We start from the raw sequence: 17,615 nt of genomic DNA on the forward strand, positions 1-17,615 counted from the left end.
CGATGCGGCGATTCTCCCGTTCCACTCGTCGAATCACCGTTTCGAAATTGAAACGAGGGCCTGAACGAGAGTCACGACGGGCGACTGCGGGGGCCACAGCGGCCGGTCAGTCCCCGATGCGAGCAGCTCGGCGAATCCGATCCCAGGCGGATGCCGGCACCAGCACGGCACGAAGGCGACGCCCGCGGTCGGCGGAGGACCGGAGATCTCCGATGACCCTCCGCAGGTCATTCGCCAGCGACGCTGAACCGGTGAGCACCGTGCTCCTCGCCTGTCCGTAGCTCTCGCTCTCCACGGCGGCCCTCACCCGGTCGATGGGGTCGCGGGATGCACCGCCAATGGACAGGGCGAACATTTCGGCCGCGTCGCGCGGGGTCGCCGTTTCGGGGATATCGATACCGAGGTCGGTGGCCGTGTCGAACATCTCGTGCCAGGCCGTCAGCGCCGTCGCACCGCCCGCGGCGAGGCTCCGCAGACGGCGTCGGCGCACCATCGCCCGGAAGGCGGCGGGCACCAGCCCCAGCGCCACGACGACCACGAGGGCAAGCACCAACCACAACCAGGTGCCCACCGCAGCGGCCCGCGCCGCCGCGGGGCTCGCCTGCGCGGTCTGTTCCGGGGCGAGGGGTGCGGCCGAAGAGGACGGGCGGGCTGTTGCGCTCGCCGAGGGCGCCGGAGTGGCCGTGTTCACCGGTGTCGGGACATCCGGGGACGCGATGTCCGCATACGCGGGCACTTCACCCCGACCGACGGTCGGCTCGAACCGGGTCCAGCCGATGCCCTCGAAGTAGAGTTCCGGCCAGGCGTGGAGGTCGTGAGTGGTGACCGTGAACGCCGTGCGCCCGTTCTGCCGCTCCGGGAGTTCGGCACCAGGCAGGAAGCCGACGGCGATGCGGGACGGGATGGCGAGGCTGCGGGCCATCACCGCCATCGCCGAGGCGAAGTGGATGCAATATCCCTCCTTCGCCTTGAGGAACGCCGCGATCACGGTCATCCCGGTGCCGTCGTAGCCCTGGTCGACCGGCGCGGTCTCGGAGTACTGGAAGTCGCCGTCACGGAAGAACCCCTGCAGGAGCAGTGCCTTCTCGTAGTTGCTTGTGGCACCACCGGCCACCTCGTTCGCGGTATCCGCGATGACCTTCGGCATGCCGGCAGGGAGGGCGAGGAACCGCTCGAAGCCGGCGGGAACGGTCGTTCCGGCGCTCGCGAGCTGGGCCGGCGTGGGGGCGATGACGAGGCTCGTCGCGCGATAGGTCTCGTAGGAGGAGTCACGATCGGGGCTCTTCACCGCGAGGCCGTCCGAGTCCCAGAACCAGTTTCCGTCCAGTCCGCCGATGCTCGAGGTGGGGTAAGGCAGCGGCAACCACGGGCTGGTGAGACTGCCCACGTCCACGAACACCTGGTCCTCGGTGGTGGAGACATCGGGCGAGAGTCCGGGCGGGGCGCCGATCGCATCCGTCGTGTTCGCCGAGCGCTGGCGGAAGGCATCCGGTGCCCAATCGGAGCCGCTGAAGTCCTGCAGGCTGACCAGTCGCAGGTACTGGGCGGTGCCCGATTCGGTGGAGTAGCCGAGCACCGTCCGCTCGACGTCCTGCCGCAGGTTCTGCCCGAGCGAGAGCACTGGATTGACCCCCGAGCTGAAGCCGGTGCCATTCGTGTTCTGCGCCGGGCTCACCTCCGGCAGCAGCAGCGGCGCCACGAGCGCCCCGACCACCACTGTCGCCGCGAGTCCGATCGTTAGTGCGGTCTGCCGGCGAGCGGCGGAGGCTCGAAGCAGCAGAAGGTAGGCGAGCGCCGCGAGCACGAAGACGATCGGATCGGTGATGTCGATGGAGACGGCGCTCGGCACAGCCAGGAGGACGAGCAGCGGGGCACCCGCCAGCGCGGGCGCGCGAAGGGTGTTCGCGAGCACGTCGGCCACGATGGTGAGGGCGCCGACGCCGAGACAGAGCAGGAACATGATGGACGGCACCGCCGTCGCCGGGAGGGACTGCCGGGCGATCGAGAAGTTGCCCGCCTCGATGAGCTGTTGGAACGCCGTCCACGACGCACCGGTCGGGATGATGCCCAGGATCGCCGTCGAGGGGACGAAGACCACCGTGACGGCGAGCAGCATCACGACGGCAGAGACCACCGGAGGAAGTATGCGGCGAAAGTCGGTCGCGCCGGCGACGGTGGACGCCGCCGGCAGGAGGCGCCGCACGATCGCCGCGCTGGCGAGCAGCACCATGCACAGAAGCGCGAGTTCGAACCACCAGGCGACCCCGTCGAGAATCACGTGCAGTCCTGCGATGGTCACCAGTAGCGCGAGAAGGAGAGCGCCACTCGTGCGCAGCTCCGCGGAACGCGCGGCCAGGGCCACCGGTGTCAGCGCCGCGGGGCGTCGTGGCGCTCCGGGGGGCGCACTGCGCGCGGGGCGAGTGGCCAGGTCAGGGCCGCTCATCCCGGGCCTCCCGTTCGAAGAGAATCGACGTGTTCGTGTCGCGATCGGAGCGGGCGGGAGCGTCCTGGTGCGCGCCGAGTGCCAACCAGGCGCTCTCGATCGAGTCGTCGGACCGCACGGTCACGCACAACCAACCGGCCTCGGTGAGGGTGCGCTCGAGGGCGAGCTGCCGGGGTGCGACGAGGAAGGCGACTGCGAGGTCGAAGGCGTGGCGCTGAGCCGCGAGCCGCTCGACCGTCGCGGAGTCGATATCCGACACTACGGCGAATACCGAGCCCTGTGAGCGATCCGGTCGTTGTACTCCGCGCAGCAGCGAGAGCTCCTCGGGGGGTTCGTTGCTCAGCGAGACCGACGCGAGACTCTCCAGGAATTCGTCCGGATGCTCCGGGGAGGCCAGTTGCGCCGGGGCGGTCTCGATCACCTGCACGAGAAACCCGGTACGCGCGAGATGCACCCCGAGCGAGGCCGTGAAGGTCACCGCCCACTCGAAGGCGTCGCTGCGCAGTGTGTCACCGTCCTCGACCCTTTCGGTGTCCCGATAGTGCGCGAGCCTGGTGTCGAGCAGGATGCGCGCCTCGGCATGGCTGCGCTGTTCCTCCTGGCGCACCATCAGCTGCCCGGAGTGCGCAGAGGCACGCCAGTGCACGCGCCGCAGGGCATCGCCTCGACGGTATTCGCGGGTCATCAGGTCGTCCTCGCCACCGAGCGCCCGCCTCTGCAGCATCCGGGTGGGGCCCTCATCGGCCGAGATGGAGACGACCCCGTCCGCGAGCGGCACGAGAGCCGGAGTCACCGTGAGGGTTTCCGCGGCTCCCGCCACGAGGGCTCCGTCGGCCAGGCCGAAGGGGTCCGCGAAGTCCACGAGCATCGGACCGAGCTCGAACACCCCGCGGCTGGGCGGGGTGACTTCGTACCGGAACAACACGCTCGATCCGCGCCCGGCGAACCGGGGACCGCTCGGCAGAAGGGCCGGCAGTCGCGCCGGCTCGGTTGCATAGGGCGACCACGGCCAGGAGTCACGCCAATTCGCCTCGGTCGTAGTGGAGGCGGATTGGTTGCCGACCCTGAGATCCGCCATGGTGGGGTGCCCGGCGCTCACCACCGCGGGAGAGAAGGAACGACGCACCGAGAGCCGCATGCGTCGGAAGCGCACGAAGGCGAGCGCGAGAAGGGGAAGCAGCGCGAGGAAGCAGCCCAAGTACAGGAGTTCGCGACGACCCGCCCAGTAGGAGGCGGGGATGGCGAGCGCACCGCACACCAGCAGCACCCAGCCGCGCCGGGTGAGACGGGCGATGCGTCGGGCCACCGCCGGTCCGCGGGAGGCGCCGATCCTTGTGAGGGCTCGCGCGGCGGCTCTCGACGCGGGAGCCGACCTCGTCCCCGCACTGGGACTGTTGCTGCGACCCGGCATGGTGCGGGTCAGGCCGGGCCCACGGCACCGAGGGGCACCGGGGTCGCGGCGACGATGCGCGAGATGATGTCGGCGACGGCTCCCGTTGCGAAGGGATTTCCGTTGCCAGAGACTCGATTCGTCGGAATGAGCCGATGACCCATCACCGCGACGGCGAGGGCATCGATGTCATCCGGAAGTACGAATTCCCGTCCATCGAGGGCCGCGCGCGCCTTTGCCGCCCGCACCAGTTGAAGTGTCGCCCGCGGGCTCGCGCCGAGCCGGAGGTCGCGGTCCTGCCTGGTGGCCTGCGCGATGCTCACCGCATACTGCTCGACGGCCGTCGAGACGAAGACGTTGCGCACCGTCGCGATCATGGCGATCAACTGCACTGTGGAGACGACGGGCTGCAGGTCGCCGAGCGGGCTCGCGGACTCCCGGGTTCGCAGCATCTTGAGCTCGGCCGCCTCATCCGGGTAGCCCATGGAGATGCGCGCCATGAAGCGGTCGCGCTGTGCCTCGGGGAGCGGGTAGGTCCCCTCCATCTCCACGGGGTTCTGGGTGGCGATGACCGTGAAGGGTGAGGCGAGGATACTGGTGGATCCGTCCACCGTCACCTGGCCCTCTTCCATGCTCTCCAGCAGAGCACTCTGGGTCTTCGGGCTCGCGCGGTTGATCTCGTCACCGATCACGATGTTGGCGAAGATCGGCCCGGGTTTGAACTCGAACTCCCGCTCGACCTGGTTGTAGATCGACACCCCGGTGATGTCCGAGGGGAGCAGGTCGGGGGTGAACTGGATGCGGTTGACCGTGCAGTCGACGGATTTCGCGAGCGCCCGCGCCAGCATCGTCTTACCGACTCCGGGCACATCCTCGATCAGCAGGTGCCCCTCGGCGAGCAGCACGGTGAGGGCCGTCTGCACGGCATCCCTCTTGCCATCGATGACCGTTTCGATGCTGCGGATGATTTCGGTGGAGTTGCGGTAGAAGTCGTCCAGTCGCATCGTGCTGTCGGTGCTGTTGCTGCTCAAGTCGTTGGTCGTCATGTGCTTCGCTGGTCCCGCCCGCTCTTCGCCATATCTTTCGCGAGTCTGCCAGACCCGTACTGACACTCGGTCACTTGTCTAGCGAATACTCAGGCGCCATCGACCTGGCGCACAGGCGCTTCGGCTCGTCCGGTCGGGCTAGCGTTGACACCGTGAAAATTACCGTACTCTCCGGAGGCGTCGGCGGCGCCCGCTTTCTTCGCGGCCTGCGTCACCATCTGCGCCACGCCCTTCCCGACGGATCGGGGGGCACGACCGCAGAGGTCACCGCCGTGGTGAACACCGGCGACGACATGTGGCTCAACAGCTTGCGCATCACCCCCGACCTCGACTCCATCATGTACACCCTTGCGGGCGCGAACGACGAGGTGCGCGGGTGGGGCCGCATCGGTGAGACCGAGCGCGTGAGCGCCGAGCTCACCGCCTATGGGATCGGATGGCCGTGGTTCACTCTCGGCGACCTCGACCTCGGCACCCACATCACCAGGACCCATTACCTGCGCACCGGCCTGCCCCTCAGCGAGGCGACGGCGCGCATCACCGCCCGCTGGAACCTGGGGGTCAGTCTTCTTCCGGTGACGGACGACGAGGTCGAAACCCAGGTGGTGACCGACGACGGAACGATGCACTTCCAGGAGTGGTGGACGCGTCACCGGGCGTCACTGACGGCGCGCCGGTTCGAGCAGCAGAACGTGAGCACCGCGACTCCCGCCCCCGGTGTGCTGGAGGCGATCGCACACGCCGATGTCATCCTCGTCGCCCCGTCGAACCCGGTCGTGTCGATCGGCACCATCCTGGGCATCCCGGGCATTCGTGCCGCCCTGGTCGAGACATCCGCCCCCATCGTCGGTGTGTCGCCGATCATCGCGGGCTCCGTCGTGCGGGGAATGGCGGATGCCTGCCTCACCGCGATCGGGGTGCAGACCTCCGCGGAGGCGGTCGCGCTGCACTACGGAGCGCGTGACTCCGGGGGGCTCCTCGACGCGTGGCTCGTCGACGAGACGGATGCCGAGTCGGCAGCCGCGCTCTCCGCGTCCGGCATCGCCACGACAGCGGTGCCGCTCTGGATGCGCGACCTCGACTCGAGCGCGCAGGTCGCCGCCGATGCCCTGTCCGCAGCCCCGCGCTGAGCATCCGCTCTAGAGGTTCGCGCCCAGCACACCGGCGGTGCGAGCGCCGAGTCGACCCTCGAGCAGCGCAAGGGCGTCGGCGGAATCGACATCGTTCCGCAGCCCGGAGGAGGAAGATACCTCGAGCGGCATATATCCCACTGCGCGATGCGCGGCGCTCGATCCTCGTCCGAAGGCCGGAGCATGGGTGGCGCCGTAGACGGCCGTGATAAGCGCCGTCCCCTCGCCGGCGGCATCCTCCACCATCGCGAGCGGATGGGCGCAGGCGGCCGTGAGAGCCGCTGACAGTTCGGCCGGGGTGAGGGCGGGCAGGTCTCCGAGAAGCACCGCGATCCCCCGGCCCGGTTCGGTCATCTCCGTCGCGATCGATATCCCGAGGTCGATGGCGGAGGCGAGCCCATCCGGCTCCTGCACGATCACGAAGGCCCCGAGATCGTCGAACACGGCCGACGCCTCGACGGTGGTGACGACGAGCACCCCCGCCACTCCGTCCGCGTCCATCGCTGCCGCGACGGTGTCGGCGGCCATGGCGAGGGCGAGCGCCGAATGATCGCCGGGGCCGAATCGGGACTTGGCCTGGCTCGTGCCCTTCACCGGCACCACGACGACCCACTCGGTGGTCGGCTGACCGGCTGATCCCCCCGACCCGGATTTGCGGATGCCCGTGCTGGTCGGGCGCCGCCCACCCGCCGGTCCCGGCGCGCTACTCACCCGTCGCAGCCCTTCCGGCTTCGAAACCCTGGCTCCACGCCTCGTCGGTACCGAGCCGGAACATGTCGTTCGCGGCCGGACGCACCAGGGACCGCGCCCCTTCGGCATCCTCCGCCAGCAGGTGAGAGAGCCCCCGGACCACCGCGACCGGCAAGCCGCCGCTCTTGCGTTTGACGAGGTCTGCCGCGGAAGCGATCTCATCCCCCGTCGCCGGCAGCGTCACATCGAGCCGCCGCCCCTGAGTGTCGAGCGTGCCGCGAAGATCGTCGAGCACCCGAACACCGCTCGCGCCGATGGCCACATCGGTCTGGCCTTCCCGCCAGGCGCGGCCGAGCGTATCGGTGATGATCACCCCGAGGCGCACGGCGAAGCGGCTCTCGAGCGCGATGCGCAGGCGAAGGGCCGAGGCATCCGGGTCGACAGGCAGCAGCAGCACGGTGCCCTCCGGCGTGTTCGAGGCATCCACGCCCGCCGCCGCCGCGACGATACCGAGACGATTCTCCACAATGCGCGTCACGCCGCCGGGATGGCTCCGAGTCGCCACAACGCGCACCGTCTCGTCGGTGATCGCTTGCTCGCGGTCGGCCGCGCGCACGAAGCGACCCTCCGCTTTCGACACGATCTTCGAGGTCACGGCGAGGATGTCGCCCTCTTCGAGCGTGCCGGCGAGACCCCCGATGATCGCCGCGAGGTCGTCCCCCGCCACGATCTCGGGGATCCCCTCTATCGCCCACACCGTGAGCATCAGCGCACCAGCTTCGGCAGCACGTCGCGCGCGAAGACGTCGATCCATTCGCGCTGGTTGCGCCCGACGTTGTGCAGGTAGATCCGGTCGAAACCGAGGTCCAGGTACGACTGGATGGTGGCCCGATGCGCGTCCGGATCCTCCGACACGAGCATCCGCCCCTCGAAGTCCTCCTCGCGCACCAACCGGGCGAGCTGCTCGAATTCGAAGGGCGAGCGGATGTCGGATCGCGGGAATCGCATCCCCCCGTTCGGCCACTCGGTCATGGCGTTCGCCATCGCTGCCTCGTGGGTCGACGCCCAGCTGAGATGAAGGCGAAGCACCTTCGTGCCGCCGGCGCGCCCGGATTCGCGGGCTCCCTCGTCGAACCGCGCGAACAGTCCGGCGATCTTGTCCACCGGAGCCCCGTCGATGATGATGCCGTCCACCGTGCGACCGGCGCGTTTCGCGGTGACGGGACCGGACGTGGCCACCAGAATCTCGGGGGCCACCTCTGGCATCGTCCACAGTCGGGTGGACTCCAGCGAGAAGTGTGGGCCGCTGTGCTTGGTGTCGCGCCCGGCGAGCGAGGCGACGAACAGCTTCTTGATGATCTCGATCGCCTCGAACATGCGGTTGATCCGCTCGGCGGTCTCCGGCCAGTAGGCCCCGGTGACGTGCTCGTCGATGGCTTCGCCCGAGCCGACGCCGAGCCAGTGTCGTCCCGGATACATGGCGGCGAGAGTCGCGCTGGCCTGGGCCACCATCGCGGGATGCCACCGGAACGTCGGCACCGTCATTCCGGTCCCGAGGTCGCCGGAGGTCGCCTGCCCCAGCGCGCCGAGCACATTCCAGACGAAACTGGCATGCCCTTGGCGCGGCACCCAGGGCTGGAAACGATCGGCAGCCATCACACCGCGGAATCCACTCTGCTCGGCGTAGGCAGCGAGCTCGAGCACCTCGGTGGGGTGGAACTGTTCGAGCATGGCGGCATAGCCGACGTGCGGGGGTGAACTGGGCATGACTCTATTGTCTCGAACACCGCGGTGCTCCGGAGCGCGTCGGCCCGGATCGCTCTCAGCTCTCGGAATTCTCCGGGGTATTCTCACCCTGCCGTGCACGCAGTTTCGCCTCGAGACGGCGGATGCGGTCATCCTGCTCGTACTGGGCGATCTCCCGTTCGAGGGCGGCGAGCTCGCGCTCGGTGGAGCTCTCGGGCTGCACCACCGCCTCCCGCCGACGCGGGTCGCCGAAGCTCCCCCGGTCGACCGCCTGTCCGTAGTCCCGCCCGAGGATGAACCAGAGCACCGCGCCGATCAACGGCAGCAGGATGACGATGATGATCCAGATCGACTTGTCGAGGTGCCGGATGCTCCAGCGGTCCGCCCGGATGATGTCGACGAGCGCGAAGACCATCACCAGGAGGTCCAGCGCGGGGATGAGGTACATGAGCAGAGCTTAGGGATCATGTACCCAAAAGACGAGACCCCCGTCGCGCCCCCGACAGGCCCAGGGTGAAGTCCGAAAAAAGTGCTTGCATGATCCGCTGCGCTGCCGGTAGGTTGGCCCAGCGCCACTGACGAAAGGAGCCAGCGTGATTTTTACAGATTTTTCGGGAATGACCCGCAATCGCATTACCGCCGGCTTCGTGGGCGCCTTCACCGCCTGATCGGCACCCTCGCCTCCTGAGAGGCGGAGTCACCACCGATTCAGTCGGTGATGACGTCTTCGAAGCCCGACCCTCGAGGTTCCGCACGCTCGCGACTCTTGCAGCGCGCGAACTCTTCGGTCTTCCCCGATCGATCTCGCCGCCCCGCGCGGCATTCCAGCAGTGAGGTATCACCATCATGAAAACCGCTTTATCGACCGCGCCCGGTCGCTCTGGCCAACCAGCCCATCCGCCCCCCACGCCCCAGCTCGCCGCGCCGCGGCAAGCGCGCCGGGTGAGCCTCGTCGATCGCGCCGCGCTCCGCCTGGGGCTCGCCCTGATCACCTGGGGTCGCCGACCGCTCGAACTCGAATCCCGCGAGAGGCGTGCCCGCTACGCCGAGCAGTATCTCGCCCGGCTCGAACGAGAACGGCTTGCGCGGCGGTGGCAGGGCCTGAACCTGCCGCCGCGCTGATGTCCCGCCGGCGCCGCGGGGTCGACCTCGCCGCGTCCCGATCCTCGGGATGCTGCGGAGTCGCCCCCGGCGTCGTCCAGCGTCCGGCTCAGCCGTTCTGCAGGAAGTCCGCGACGGCTTTCGGCACGTAGGGTGCGACATCCCCACCGAGGCCCGCAACCTGGCGCACGAGAGAGCTCGAAACGTGGGCGTGCGCGGGGTCCGGCAGCATGAAGATCGTCTCGACGCCCGCGAGATTACGGTTCACGATCGCCATCGGTGTCTCGTAAGCCACATCGACCTGCGAACGGATGCCCTTCACGATCACGCTCGCACCGACCTCGGTGCAGTAGTCGACGAGCAGGCCGACGCTCCACGAGGTCACGATGATGTTGCCCTCGAAACCGGCGTCGAGGATCGCTCTCTCGATGAGGGATACTCGCTGGGCGACGGGAAGAAGGGCGGTCTTCGCCGGATTGTGCACGACGAGTACGTGGATCTGGTCGAAGATCTTCGCCGCCCGTTCGATCACGTCCAGATGACCGAGAGTCACCGGATCGAAGGAACCAGGGACGACGGCGATCCTGCTCATACGGCGAGCCTACGGCACCGGTGTTACGGGTCGATGAACTCCGACGGGTTTGTGACGGTGCCGCTCAATTCTTCGCCAGAAAATCGCGGCTCGCCTCGTCGAGCCGACGCTCGAGAGCCAGGCGCAGCGCCGGATGCCCGCCCAGAGATGGATCCTCCGCGAGCACTGCCTGGGCGATAGCCCGAGCCTCCGTGATGAGCACTCCGTCTTTCGCGACCCGCAGCAGCCGAAGGGAGGATCGACCACCCGACTGGGTGCTGCCCAGTACGTCGCCCTCCTGACGAAGCTCGAGGTCCTTCTGCGCGAGTTCGAAACCATCGAGAGTGGATGCCACGACCTCGACCCGCTCCCGCGCCAGCGTCTCCTCCTCCGCACTGGTCACCATGAGGCAGAGCCCGGGGACTCCCCCGCGCCCGACCCGGCCGCGCAACTGGTGCAGCTGCGATACGCCGAAGCGATCGGCATCGAGGATGATCATCGTGGAGGCGTTGGGCACGTCCACGCCCACCTCGATGACGGTGGTCGCGACGAGCACGTCGATGTCCCCGGCAGCGAAGGCGCGCATCAGGGCATCCTTCTCCTCGCTCGGGAGGCGACCGTGGAGCCCCTCGATGCGCCTTCCCTCAAACAGCGGGTTCACCCGCATCCGGGCGAGGGTATCGGTGACATTGGCGATCTCGGTGGCCGCGGGCGCCAGGCCGACGGCAACGGAATCCTCGACCAGCGGACTCTCGATGAGAGTGCTGTCGATCGCCGGACACACTACGAAGCCCTGGCGTCCCTTGGCCAGTTCCTCGGCGAGACGCTCCCAGACGCGGTTGACCCAGCCCGGTTTGTCGGCAAGCGGCACAACGAAACTCTGGATCGGCACCCGACCACTGGGCAACTCGGCGATCGTCGAGACATCCAGGTCTCCGAACACGGTCATCGCCACCGTGCGCGGGATCGGCGTCGCGGTGAGCACAAGCACATGCGGTGGCACCGTGCCCTTGCGACGGAGCGCCTCGCGCTGTTCGACCCCGAACCGGTGCTGCTCGTCGACGACGACGAGTCCGAGGTCGTAGAAGCCGACACTCTCGCTCAGCAGGGCGTGGGTACCCACGACGATCTGCGCCTGCCCGCTGACCGTGGCGAGGGTGGCCTTGCGCCGATCCGCCACGGGAAGCTGGCCGGTGATCAGGGTGGGGCGCAGCGTCGCCGCGAGGTCGGGGCCGAGGGTCTTCACGATGGAGCGGAGATGCTGGCCGGCCAGCACTTCCGTGGGAGCGAGCAGGGCGGACTGTCCGCCGCTGTCGGCGACCGCGAGCATCGCGCGCAATGCCACGAGCGTCTTTCCCGAACCCACCTCGCCCTGCACCAGGCGATTCATGGGAGCGGATGCCGCGATATCGCTCGCGATCTCGGTCCCGACAGTGGTCTGGTCGCCGGTGAGCACGAACGGCAGTTGCGCATCGAAGCGCTCGAGCAACCCACCCGGCTTCGGCACGCGCGGGGTCGCGGACTGCAGCTTCACCAACGCCCGCTGCTCGAGCAGCGCGGCCTGCAGCACGAAGGCCTCCTGAAAGCGCAGGGACTTCTGTGCCGCACGCCACTCGATGTCCTTCTCCGGGCGATGGATGAGCTCGAGGGCCCGCGAATAGGTCATCAGTCCGCGATCGCCGCGTACCGCTCCCGGCACGGGATCATCGAGCGGCGGAAGCGTATCGAGCAGCACCCCGATCGCCTTGCCGAGCTGCCAGGAGGCCACCGCTGCCGTCGCCGCGTAGATCGGCACCGGCTGCTCGGCCCACTTGCGGGCGCGCTCCGCTGCGGCCTCGGAGTCGCCCCCCGTGTCATCCGTCTCGAACAGTTCATAGTCGGGGTGGGCCAGCTGGATGGTGCCGCGATAGTCGCCCACCTTGCCCGCGAAGATACCGCGCACCCCCGGCTTCAGATCGGCCTTGCGCCAGGCCTGGTTGAAGAAGGTGAGGGAGAGGATGTCGCTGCCATCGCTGATCGTCACCTCCAGGATCGACCCCTTGCGGGCCCGCATCGTGCGCTCCTGCACGGCGAGCACCTCGGCGACGATCGTGACGTTCTCGTCCACGGAGAGCTGCGCGAGTGCGGTCAGTTCCCCGCGCAGCGCGTAGCGACGGGGATAGTGCGTGAGCAGGTCGCCGACGGTGGCGAGGCCGAGACCCTTCTCGAGGGCCGCCGCGGTGCGCCCGCCGAGAGCGGTGCTGAGCTTGGCGTCGAGCGGGGAGTCCACCACTCGACAGTAGCCGCCCCCTCCGGCACTTCCTCTCGTTACAGCCAGCGCAGTTTGCGGAAGATCACATACAGCCCGATGCCGACGACGAGCATCAGTCCGATGGCGAAGGGATACCCGAACAACCAGTGCAGTTCCGGCATCACCCGGAAGTTCATCCCGTAGATGCCGCTGATGATCGACGGCGCGAAGAGGATGGCCGCCCAGGCGGAGATCTTGCGGGTCTCCTCCGTCTGCCGGTTGTTCGCTTCGGTGGTCTCCTGCATCTCCTCGTTCTGCCGCTGGGCCACGAGGGTCGCGTTGACGGTGAGGATGTCGCGAAGCAGGATGCGGAATTCGTCCACTCGCTCGGTCGCGTGCGCGACATGGTCGGCGACATCCCGCAGGTACTGCTGCAGGTCTTCCCCGATGCCGTACTTGTCGAAACCATTGGAGATCTGGTCGAGCATGCCGACCAGCGGCACCGAGGCGCGCTGGAAGTCGATCACCTCGCGGGTCAACTCGTAAATGCGGCGGGAGACGCCCGGGTCTCCCCCGAACACCTGGGTCTCGATCTCGTCGATGTCGTTCGCAAGACCCGCGACCACCGGGAAATACCCGTCCACAACGGCGTCGAGGATGGCGTAGAGCACGGCTTCCGTGCCACGAGCGAGCAGGTCAGGTGTGTTCTCCAGCCGACCGCGAACGAGGGAGAGGTCGGGGGATTCGCTGTGCCGCACCGTGATCACGAAGTTGCTGCCCATGAAGACGTGCAGTTCACCGAACTCCACCTCCTCCTTCGCATCGAGGTATCGCGCGGCCCGCAACACGACGAAGAGCGTGGATCCGTAGCGCTCGATCTTGGGGCGCTGGTGGGCGACGATCGCATCCTCCACGGCGAGTTCGTGGAGGCCGAACTGGCCGGCGAGCGACGTGAGCTCTTCGGTGGTGGGGCGGTACAGCCCGATCCAGGCCATGGCACCGGGACGCGCGTCGAGCGCGGCGTAGGTGTCGCTGAGCGATGCGGGCGTCTCGACGCGGTGTCCGTTCTCATAGATCGCGTTGTTGATGAGGCTCGAGCGCACCTGCCCGGGCTCCGGAGTCTCCACGCGCGCGGGAATCTCTGGCGTGCGCGGTCGCAGCGACAGGGCGCGAAAGGGCTTGCGGAAATCGGGGGCCATGCTCAAAACGGTAGTCCCGTCGGGTGAACAATTCATGTAGCCCGATAGGGTCGGTCTCGATGACTCGAATAATCTCCGGATTCGCCGGATCCATTGCGCTGAAGACGCCCGGGAGCGGCACCCGCCCCACCAGCGACCGGGTGAGGGAGGCGATCTTCTCGGCGCTCGAATCCCGAGGCGTGATCGAGGGTGCCCGGGTGCTCGATCTCTACGCCGGATCCGGCGCGCTCGGACTCGAAGCCGCGAGCCGGGGCGCCGCCTTCGTGCGACTGGTCGAACGCGGCGGGCCCGGCACAGCGGTCTGCCGCGCCAACGCGGCCGCGGTGCTCGCGCAGGCGCCGCTCGGCTCCGCCCTGCGGATCGAAGTCAGCGGTCGGCTCGTGCAGTCCTTCCTCACGAGCAATCCGGAGACCTGGGACCTCGTGTTCCTCGACCCGCCCTACGATCTCGCCGAAGCCGAGCTCGCGGAGAATCTCGCGTCGCTCGCCTCGCGACTCGAGCCGGATGCGGTGATCTGCCTCGAGCGCAGCAGCCGCTCCCCCGAACCCACCTGGCCAGAGGGAATCGAGCTCGATCGCCGCAAGGACTACGGCGACACGACCCTCTGGTGGGCGGGTTCGATGGCCTAGCCCGCTGGTCGAGCATCGGGTGCCGGGTCAGCCCGCGGATCCGGCCCAGTCCCGATACGGATCCCACCCGGCCGAGTCGTGCGGCGAAAGGTCGACGGTGAGCCCTTCTCCCTCGACGCACACCCCGATCGCGCGGAATCCCGCGGGCAGCCCAACCCCCGCCGGGAAGGTCGCCAGCAGCGAATGATCCTCTCCCCCTCCCAGCGCCATCGCGGGATCGTTCCCGAGAGCATCCGAAGCGAAGTCGATTCCCACGCCACTGGCTCTCGCGAGGCGTGCGGAGTCGATGGCCAGTCCGTCGCTGAGGTCGAGCATGGCTGTCGCACCCGCGAGAGCGGCGCTGCGGCCTGCGGCGATCGGCGGAGTCGGCGCCAATTGGGGCGCGGTGCGCGAGCGCAGAACAGTGGCGAGAGCGGCATCCGGAAGCCCGGAGGCATCCACCGCCTCGGCGAAAAGCAACCGCAGCGCAGCTGCGGCCGCTCCGAGTACTCCGGCCACGGCGACGATGTCCCCGGGCGAAGCGCCGGAGCGCAGCACCGGGGCGCGCCCCTCGAGATCACCGAAGGCGGTGACCGCGATCGTGAGCGTCGCGGAGACCGAGAGGTCTCCCCCGACCACGCCACATCCCGGAGCCATCGATTCGCAGGCCTCGCGCAGTCCGTCGGCGATGCCCTCCAGCAGGGTGACCGGCGAGTCGGCGGGCGCGGCGATGGCCACGACGAGCGCGGTCGGCACGGCACCCATGGCGGCGACATCCGCGAGATTGGAGGCGGCAGCCTTCCACCCGAGGTCGTGGGGACTCGACCAGGCCAGGCGGAAGTCGGGCCCGTGGATCATCATGTCGGTGGTCACGACGAAGCGTCCGTCAGGCGCGGCGACGACCGCCGAGTCATCCCCCGGACCGAGCAGGGCGGATGCCGCAGCGGGCAGCCGCGGAAAGATACGCGCGAGCACCGCCGACTCCCCGATACCTCCGAGAGTGTCGGGAGCGGCGGATTCTGGCGTGATCGTCATGCTCCAAACGGTAGCCTGAATGGGATGCCTGTGATGTCGAGAACCCGCAAGCGCGCCGCCCTCGCGGTCGGGCTGCTCGCTCCGCTGCTCCTCGGGCTCGTCACGGCCTGCGCCCCCACGGTTCCCCTCACGCCTGCTGCCGATGCGACGAATCCGAAGTGTGCGGAGATCATCGTGCGGCTGCCGCAGAGTGTCGTCGACCAGCCCATTCGCGAGACCAATGCGCAGGCCACCGGTGCGTGGGGCAACCCCACTTCGGTGCTGCTGCGCTGCGGTGTCGCCCAGCCCGCTCCCTCGGCCAGCTGCTCCACCGTCAACGGCGTGGACTGGGTCGTGGATGTCTCGGGCTCGCCGCGCTACGTCTACACGACCTGGGGCCGCTCGCCGGCGACGCAGGTGGTGGTCGACACGAAACTCACGCAGGGCCAGGAGGCGATCATCCTGGACGACCTGGGCAACGCGGTCGGCTCGATCCCGCAGACCAAGCAGTGCACCCGGAAAGACCCCGGTTTCGTGCCGGACAGCGCGCCGACGCCGACGCCGTAGTCGACAGGCCGGGTGATACCCGCAGGTCTCGATACGGTCGCTGAGCGACCTGCTCGACCAACGGAGACGACCTACTCGACCAGGATCGCCGGGGCCTCATCGGTGGTCAGGTGCGGCGCGATGTCGCGGGGATCCATCGTGCCGGCGAGAACCTGCGCGACCTGGGAGACGATGGGCATGTCCACCCCGCGCGCGGCGGCGAGCTCGAGGATCGGTGCCACGGAGGAGAGACCCTCGGCCGTCTGGTTCATCTGCTTCACGACGTCCGTGAAGCTGTATCCCTGTCCGAGCAGTCGCCCGGCGGTGTTGTTGCGGGAGAGCGAAGACTCGCAGGTCGCGATGAGGTCGCCGAGGCCCGCAAGACCGGACAGGGTCTGCGCGAGCCCGCCGTAGGCGACGGCGAAGTCTGTCATCTCCACCAGCCCGCGAGTGATGATCGAGGCCTTCGTGTTCTCTCCGTAGCCCACACCGTCGACGATCCCGATGGCGACGGCGATGAGGTTCTTGAGCACCCCGCCGAACTCGGTGCCGATGACATCCGTGTTCACGAAAGAGCGGAAATAGGGGGCCGTCGCCGCCGCTGCCACGACGGTCGCAGTGTCGAGCGACAGTGACGAGACGACTGCGGCGGTCGGCTGCTCCTTGGCGATCTCGAGCGCAAGGTTGGGTCCGGATGCCACGGCCACGAGATCCGGATCGATCTCGAGCTCCTGGTGGATGACCTCGCTCATGCGATCGCGGGTGCCCTTCTCGACACCCTTCATGAGGCTCACGACGATGGCGTCCGGGGGGATCACATCGCGCACGATGCGCAGGTTCTCCCGCAGCGATTGGCTCGGCACGGAGATGAATACGATCTCCGCGCCATCGAGCACATCGGGGATGAACGAGGAGGCCCAGAGGTTGCGCGGCAGATTGATGCCGGGCAGGTAGTCGCTGTTTCGTTTGGACTGCGAGATCTCGCGGGCCAGCTCGGGGCGTCGCGCCCAGAGGGCGACGTCTGATCCGCCGTCGGCGAGCACCTTGGCGAATGTCGTGCCCCAGCTGCCAGCACCGAGCACGGCGACTCTCCGCACACCCGGGCGGGAGAGCCGGATGGGCAATGTCATCGGATTAGGGTTGTTCAAAACGACCGATCTCACTCTGGCTGTGCTTGGACGGGTCCCAGGTCTCGGCGGGCACCGGTTCGTCGCGCAGGTCGGCGAGCAGCTTCGTGATGTCCGCCATGAGAACGGCGGTCGCCGCGGTGAGCAGCTTCGGATCGAGTCCCTTGCCGCGGAAGGCGGAGAGATCCACCGGGTCGCCGATCTTCACGGTGATCGTCTTGCGCGGGAAGAGGCTGATCTTCTTGCCATAACGCGGCATCACATGCTGGGTGCCCCAGTGCGCGACCGGGATCAGCGGGATGTCGGCGAGCAGCGCCATCCGAACCGCCCCCGTCTTGCCTCGCATCGGCCACAGCTCGGGGTCGCGGGTCAGCGAGCCCTCCGGGTAGATCACGACGGCGTGCCCGGCATGCGCGAGTGCGTCGGCGGCGGCGATCGGATCCTGGCCACGCACGACTCCGGTGCGCTCGACCGGGATCTGGCCGGAGGTGCGGAGGAACCAGCCCATCACCGGCACCGAGAAGAGGGATGCCTTGGCCAGGTATCGGGGAACGCGCCCGAGCTTGTACATCACGCGCCCGATCACGACCGGATCGATCTCGCTGTAGTGGTTCGGCGAGAAGACGAACGCGCCGGTCCTCGGCAGCTTGTGGCCGTCGATGATCACGTACCGGGCGAGGAACTCCATCGGGGGCACGAGGAGGAACGCCAGGAGCCGGAAGATCGGGATCTTCTCTGAGGCGACTCGCGTCGGTGAGGTCGATCCGGTCACTG

17 protein-coding genes are annotated in these 17,615 nt (G+C 68.3%); 4 read left to right on the top strand and 13 right to left on the bottom strand.

The annotated features are described in order from the left end of the window. Positions 1 to 106 precede the first annotated feature (106 nt). The 3 genes from VLI63_RS04320 to VLI63_RS04330 form a co-directional block, all read right to left on the bottom strand. A complete protein-coding gene (locus VLI63_RS04320; RefSeq protein WP_409155671.1) occupies positions 107 to 2,443 on the bottom strand; it encodes a transglutaminaseTgpA domain-containing protein in 2,337 nt (778 codons plus the stop codon). After that, positions 2,430 to 3,749, bottom strand: coding sequence for a DUF58 domain-containing protein (locus VLI63_RS04325; RefSeq protein WP_409155672.1), 1,320 nt, complete (start codon positions 3,747 to 3,749; stop codon positions 2,430 to 2,432). The genes VLI63_RS04320 and VLI63_RS04325 overlap by 14 nt, the downstream gene beginning before the upstream one ends. Positions 3,750 to 3,862: 113 nt before the next feature. After that, complete coding sequence (locus tag VLI63_RS04330; protein ID WP_409155771.1) at positions 3,863 to 4,837, bottom strand: AAA family ATPase; 975 nt, start codon at positions 4,835 to 4,837, stop codon at positions 3,863 to 3,865. 194 nt (positions 4,838 to 5,031) lie between these two features. Here VLI63_RS04330 and cofD point away from each other — a divergent pair, with 194 nt between their 5' ends. After that, positions 5,032 to 6,009: a 2-phospho-L-lactate transferase gene (gene cofD, locus VLI63_RS04335; RefSeq protein ID WP_409155673.1), complete on the top strand. Its 978-nt coding sequence runs from the start codon at positions 5,032 to 5,034 to the stop codon at positions 6,007 to 6,009. Positions 6,010 to 6,018: 9 nt separating this feature from the next. On the opposite strand, the gene cofC is transcribed toward cofD, so the two are convergent. From cofC to VLI63_RS04355, 4 genes are read right to left on the bottom strand one after another with little or no spacing between them, the layout of a single operon-like run. After that, positions 6,019 to 6,720 carry a 2-phospho-L-lactate guanylyltransferase gene (gene cofC / locus VLI63_RS04340; protein WP_409155674.1) on the bottom strand — a complete coding sequence of 234 codons (702 nt, stop codon included), beginning with the start codon at positions 6,718 to 6,720 and terminating at the stop codon, positions 6,019 to 6,021. Beyond that, positions 6,713 to 7,513, bottom strand: a complete 801-nt coding sequence (locus VLI63_RS04345; RefSeq protein ID WP_409155675.1) for a coenzyme F420-0:L-glutamate ligase — start codon at positions 7,511 to 7,513, stop codon at positions 6,713 to 6,715. The genes cofC and VLI63_RS04345 overlap by 8 nt, the downstream gene beginning before the upstream one ends. Next, positions 7,465 to 8,466 carry a TIGR03557 family F420-dependent LLM class oxidoreductase gene (locus VLI63_RS04350; RefSeq protein WP_409155676.1) on the bottom strand — a complete coding sequence of 334 codons (1,002 nt, stop codon included), beginning with the start codon at positions 8,464 to 8,466 and terminating at the stop codon, positions 7,465 to 7,467. The genes VLI63_RS04345 and VLI63_RS04350 overlap by 49 nt, the downstream gene beginning before the upstream one ends. A 55-nt stretch (positions 8,467 to 8,521) precedes the next feature. Beyond that, positions 8,522 to 8,893, bottom strand: a complete 372-nt coding sequence (locus VLI63_RS04355) for a PLDc N-terminal domain-containing protein (RefSeq protein ID WP_409155677.1) — start codon at positions 8,891 to 8,893, stop codon at positions 8,522 to 8,524. Between the two features lie 398 nt (positions 8,894 to 9,291). Here VLI63_RS04355 and VLI63_RS04360 point away from each other — a divergent pair, with 398 nt between their 5' ends. Then, positions 9,292 to 9,567, top strand: coding sequence for a hypothetical protein (locus VLI63_RS04360; RefSeq protein WP_409155678.1), 276 nt, complete (start codon positions 9,292 to 9,294; stop codon positions 9,565 to 9,567). 88 nt (positions 9,568 to 9,655) lie between these two features. On the opposite strand, the gene coaD is transcribed toward VLI63_RS04360, so the two are convergent. The 3 genes from coaD to VLI63_RS04375 all read right to left on the bottom strand — a co-directional run bounded on the left by coaD (position 9,656) and on the right by VLI63_RS04375 (position 13,546). Then, entirely contained in the window at positions 9,656 to 10,138 is a 483-nt protein-coding gene (coaD, locus tag VLI63_RS04365; protein WP_409155679.1) for a pantetheine-phosphate adenylyltransferase, read from the bottom strand. A 64-nt stretch (positions 10,139 to 10,202) separates the two neighbouring features. Continuing rightward, positions 10,203 to 12,389: an ATP-dependent DNA helicase RecG gene (locus VLI63_RS04370; RefSeq protein WP_409155680.1), complete on the bottom strand. Its 2,187-nt coding sequence runs from the start codon at positions 12,387 to 12,389 to the stop codon at positions 10,203 to 10,205. Positions 12,390 to 12,424: 35 nt separating this feature from the next. Beyond that, positions 12,425 to 13,546: a magnesium and cobalt transport protein CorA gene (locus tag VLI63_RS04375; RefSeq protein ID WP_409155681.1), complete on the bottom strand. Its 1,122-nt coding sequence runs from the start codon at positions 13,544 to 13,546 to the stop codon at positions 12,425 to 12,427. A gap of 59 nt (positions 13,547 to 13,605) precedes the next feature. Between VLI63_RS04375 and VLI63_RS04380 the strand changes: the two genes are divergently transcribed. Then, positions 13,606 to 14,175 carry an RsmD family RNA methyltransferase gene (locus VLI63_RS04380; RefSeq protein WP_409155682.1) on the top strand — a complete coding sequence of 190 codons (570 nt, stop codon included), beginning with the start codon at positions 13,606 to 13,608 and terminating at the stop codon, positions 14,173 to 14,175. A 27-nt stretch (positions 14,176 to 14,202) separates the two neighbouring features. Here VLI63_RS04380 and thiL read toward each other — a convergent pair whose 3' ends face one another. After that, on the bottom strand, positions 14,203 to 15,189 hold the full coding sequence (gene thiL, locus VLI63_RS04385) for a thiamine-phosphate kinase (protein WP_409155683.1): 987 nt from the start codon (positions 15,187 to 15,189) through the stop codon (positions 14,203 to 14,205). A 33-nt stretch (positions 15,190 to 15,222) separates the two neighbouring features. On the opposite strand from thiL, the gene VLI63_RS04390 reads away from it, so the two are divergent. Further along, positions 15,223 to 15,735, top strand: a complete 513-nt coding sequence (locus tag VLI63_RS04390; RefSeq protein WP_409155684.1) for a DUF3515 family protein — start codon at positions 15,223 to 15,225, stop codon at positions 15,733 to 15,735. A gap of 71 nt (positions 15,736 to 15,806) precedes the next feature. On the opposite strand, the gene VLI63_RS04395 is transcribed toward VLI63_RS04390, so the two are convergent. Together VLI63_RS04395 and VLI63_RS04400 are read right to left on the bottom strand one after the other, a co-directional pair. Continuing rightward, entirely contained in the window at positions 15,807 to 16,844 is a 1,038-nt protein-coding gene (locus tag VLI63_RS04395; protein WP_409155685.1) for an NAD(P)H-dependent glycerol-3-phosphate dehydrogenase, read from the bottom strand. 4 nt (positions 16,845 to 16,848) lie between these two features. Next, complete coding sequence (locus VLI63_RS04400; protein ID WP_409155686.1) at positions 16,849 to 17,613, bottom strand: lysophospholipid acyltransferase family protein; 765 nt, start codon at positions 17,611 to 17,613, stop codon at positions 16,849 to 16,851. Positions 17,614 to 17,615: the final 2 nt, after the last annotated feature.

Source organism: Lacisediminihabitans sp. H27-G8, assembly GCF_046156175.1.
Taxonomy (GTDB): Bacteria; Actinomycetota; Actinomycetes; order Actinomycetales; family Microbacteriaceae; genus Lacisediminihabitans.

What these genes read in the sequence shown, in the direction of transcription:
- VLI63_RS04320 (WP_409155671.1), bottom strand. Translation starts at nt 2,443, where the DNA reads ATGAGCGGCCCTGACCTGGCCACTCGCCCCGCGCGCAGTGCGCCCCCC.
- VLI63_RS04330 (WP_409155771.1), bottom strand. Translation starts at nt 4,837, where the DNA reads ATGCGACTGGACGACTTCTACCGCAACTCCACCGAAATCATCCGCAGC.
- VLI63_RS04345 (WP_409155675.1), bottom strand. Translation starts at nt 7,513, where the DNA reads ATGGATCGACGTCTTCGCGCGCGACGTGCTGCCGAAGCTGGTGCGCTG.
- VLI63_RS04350 (WP_409155676.1), bottom strand. Translation starts at nt 8,466, where the DNA reads ATGCCCAGTTCACCCCCGCACGTCGGCTATGCCGCCATGCTCGAACAG.
- VLI63_RS04355 (WP_409155677.1), bottom strand. Translation starts at nt 8,893, where the DNA reads ATGTACCTCATCCCCGCGCTGGACCTCCTGGTGATGGTCTTCGCGCTC.
- VLI63_RS04360 (WP_409155678.1), top strand. Translation starts at nt 9,292, where the DNA reads ATGAAAACCGCTTTATCGACCGCGCCCGGTCGCTCTGGCCAACCAGCC.
- coaD (WP_409155679.1), bottom strand. Translation starts at nt 10,138, where the DNA reads ATGAGCAGGATCGCCGTCGTCCCTGGTTCCTTCGATCCGGTGACTCTC.
- VLI63_RS04375 (WP_409155681.1), bottom strand. Translation starts at nt 13,546, where the DNA reads ATGGCCCCCGATTTCCGCAAGCCCTTTCGCGCCCTGTCGCTGCGACCG.
- VLI63_RS04380 (WP_409155682.1), top strand. Translation starts at nt 13,606, where the DNA reads ATGACTCGAATAATCTCCGGATTCGCCGGATCCATTGCGCTGAAGACG.
- thiL (WP_409155683.1), bottom strand. Translation starts at nt 15,189, where the DNA reads ATGACGATCACGCCAGAATCCGCCGCTCCCGACACTCTCGGAGGTATC.
- VLI63_RS04390 (WP_409155684.1), top strand. Translation starts at nt 15,223, where the DNA reads ATGTCGAGAACCCGCAAGCGCGCCGCCCTCGCGGTCGGGCTGCTCGCT.
- VLI63_RS04395 (WP_409155685.1), bottom strand. Translation starts at nt 16,844, where the DNA reads ATGACATTGCCCATCCGGCTCTCCCGCCCGGGTGTGCGGAGAGTCGCC.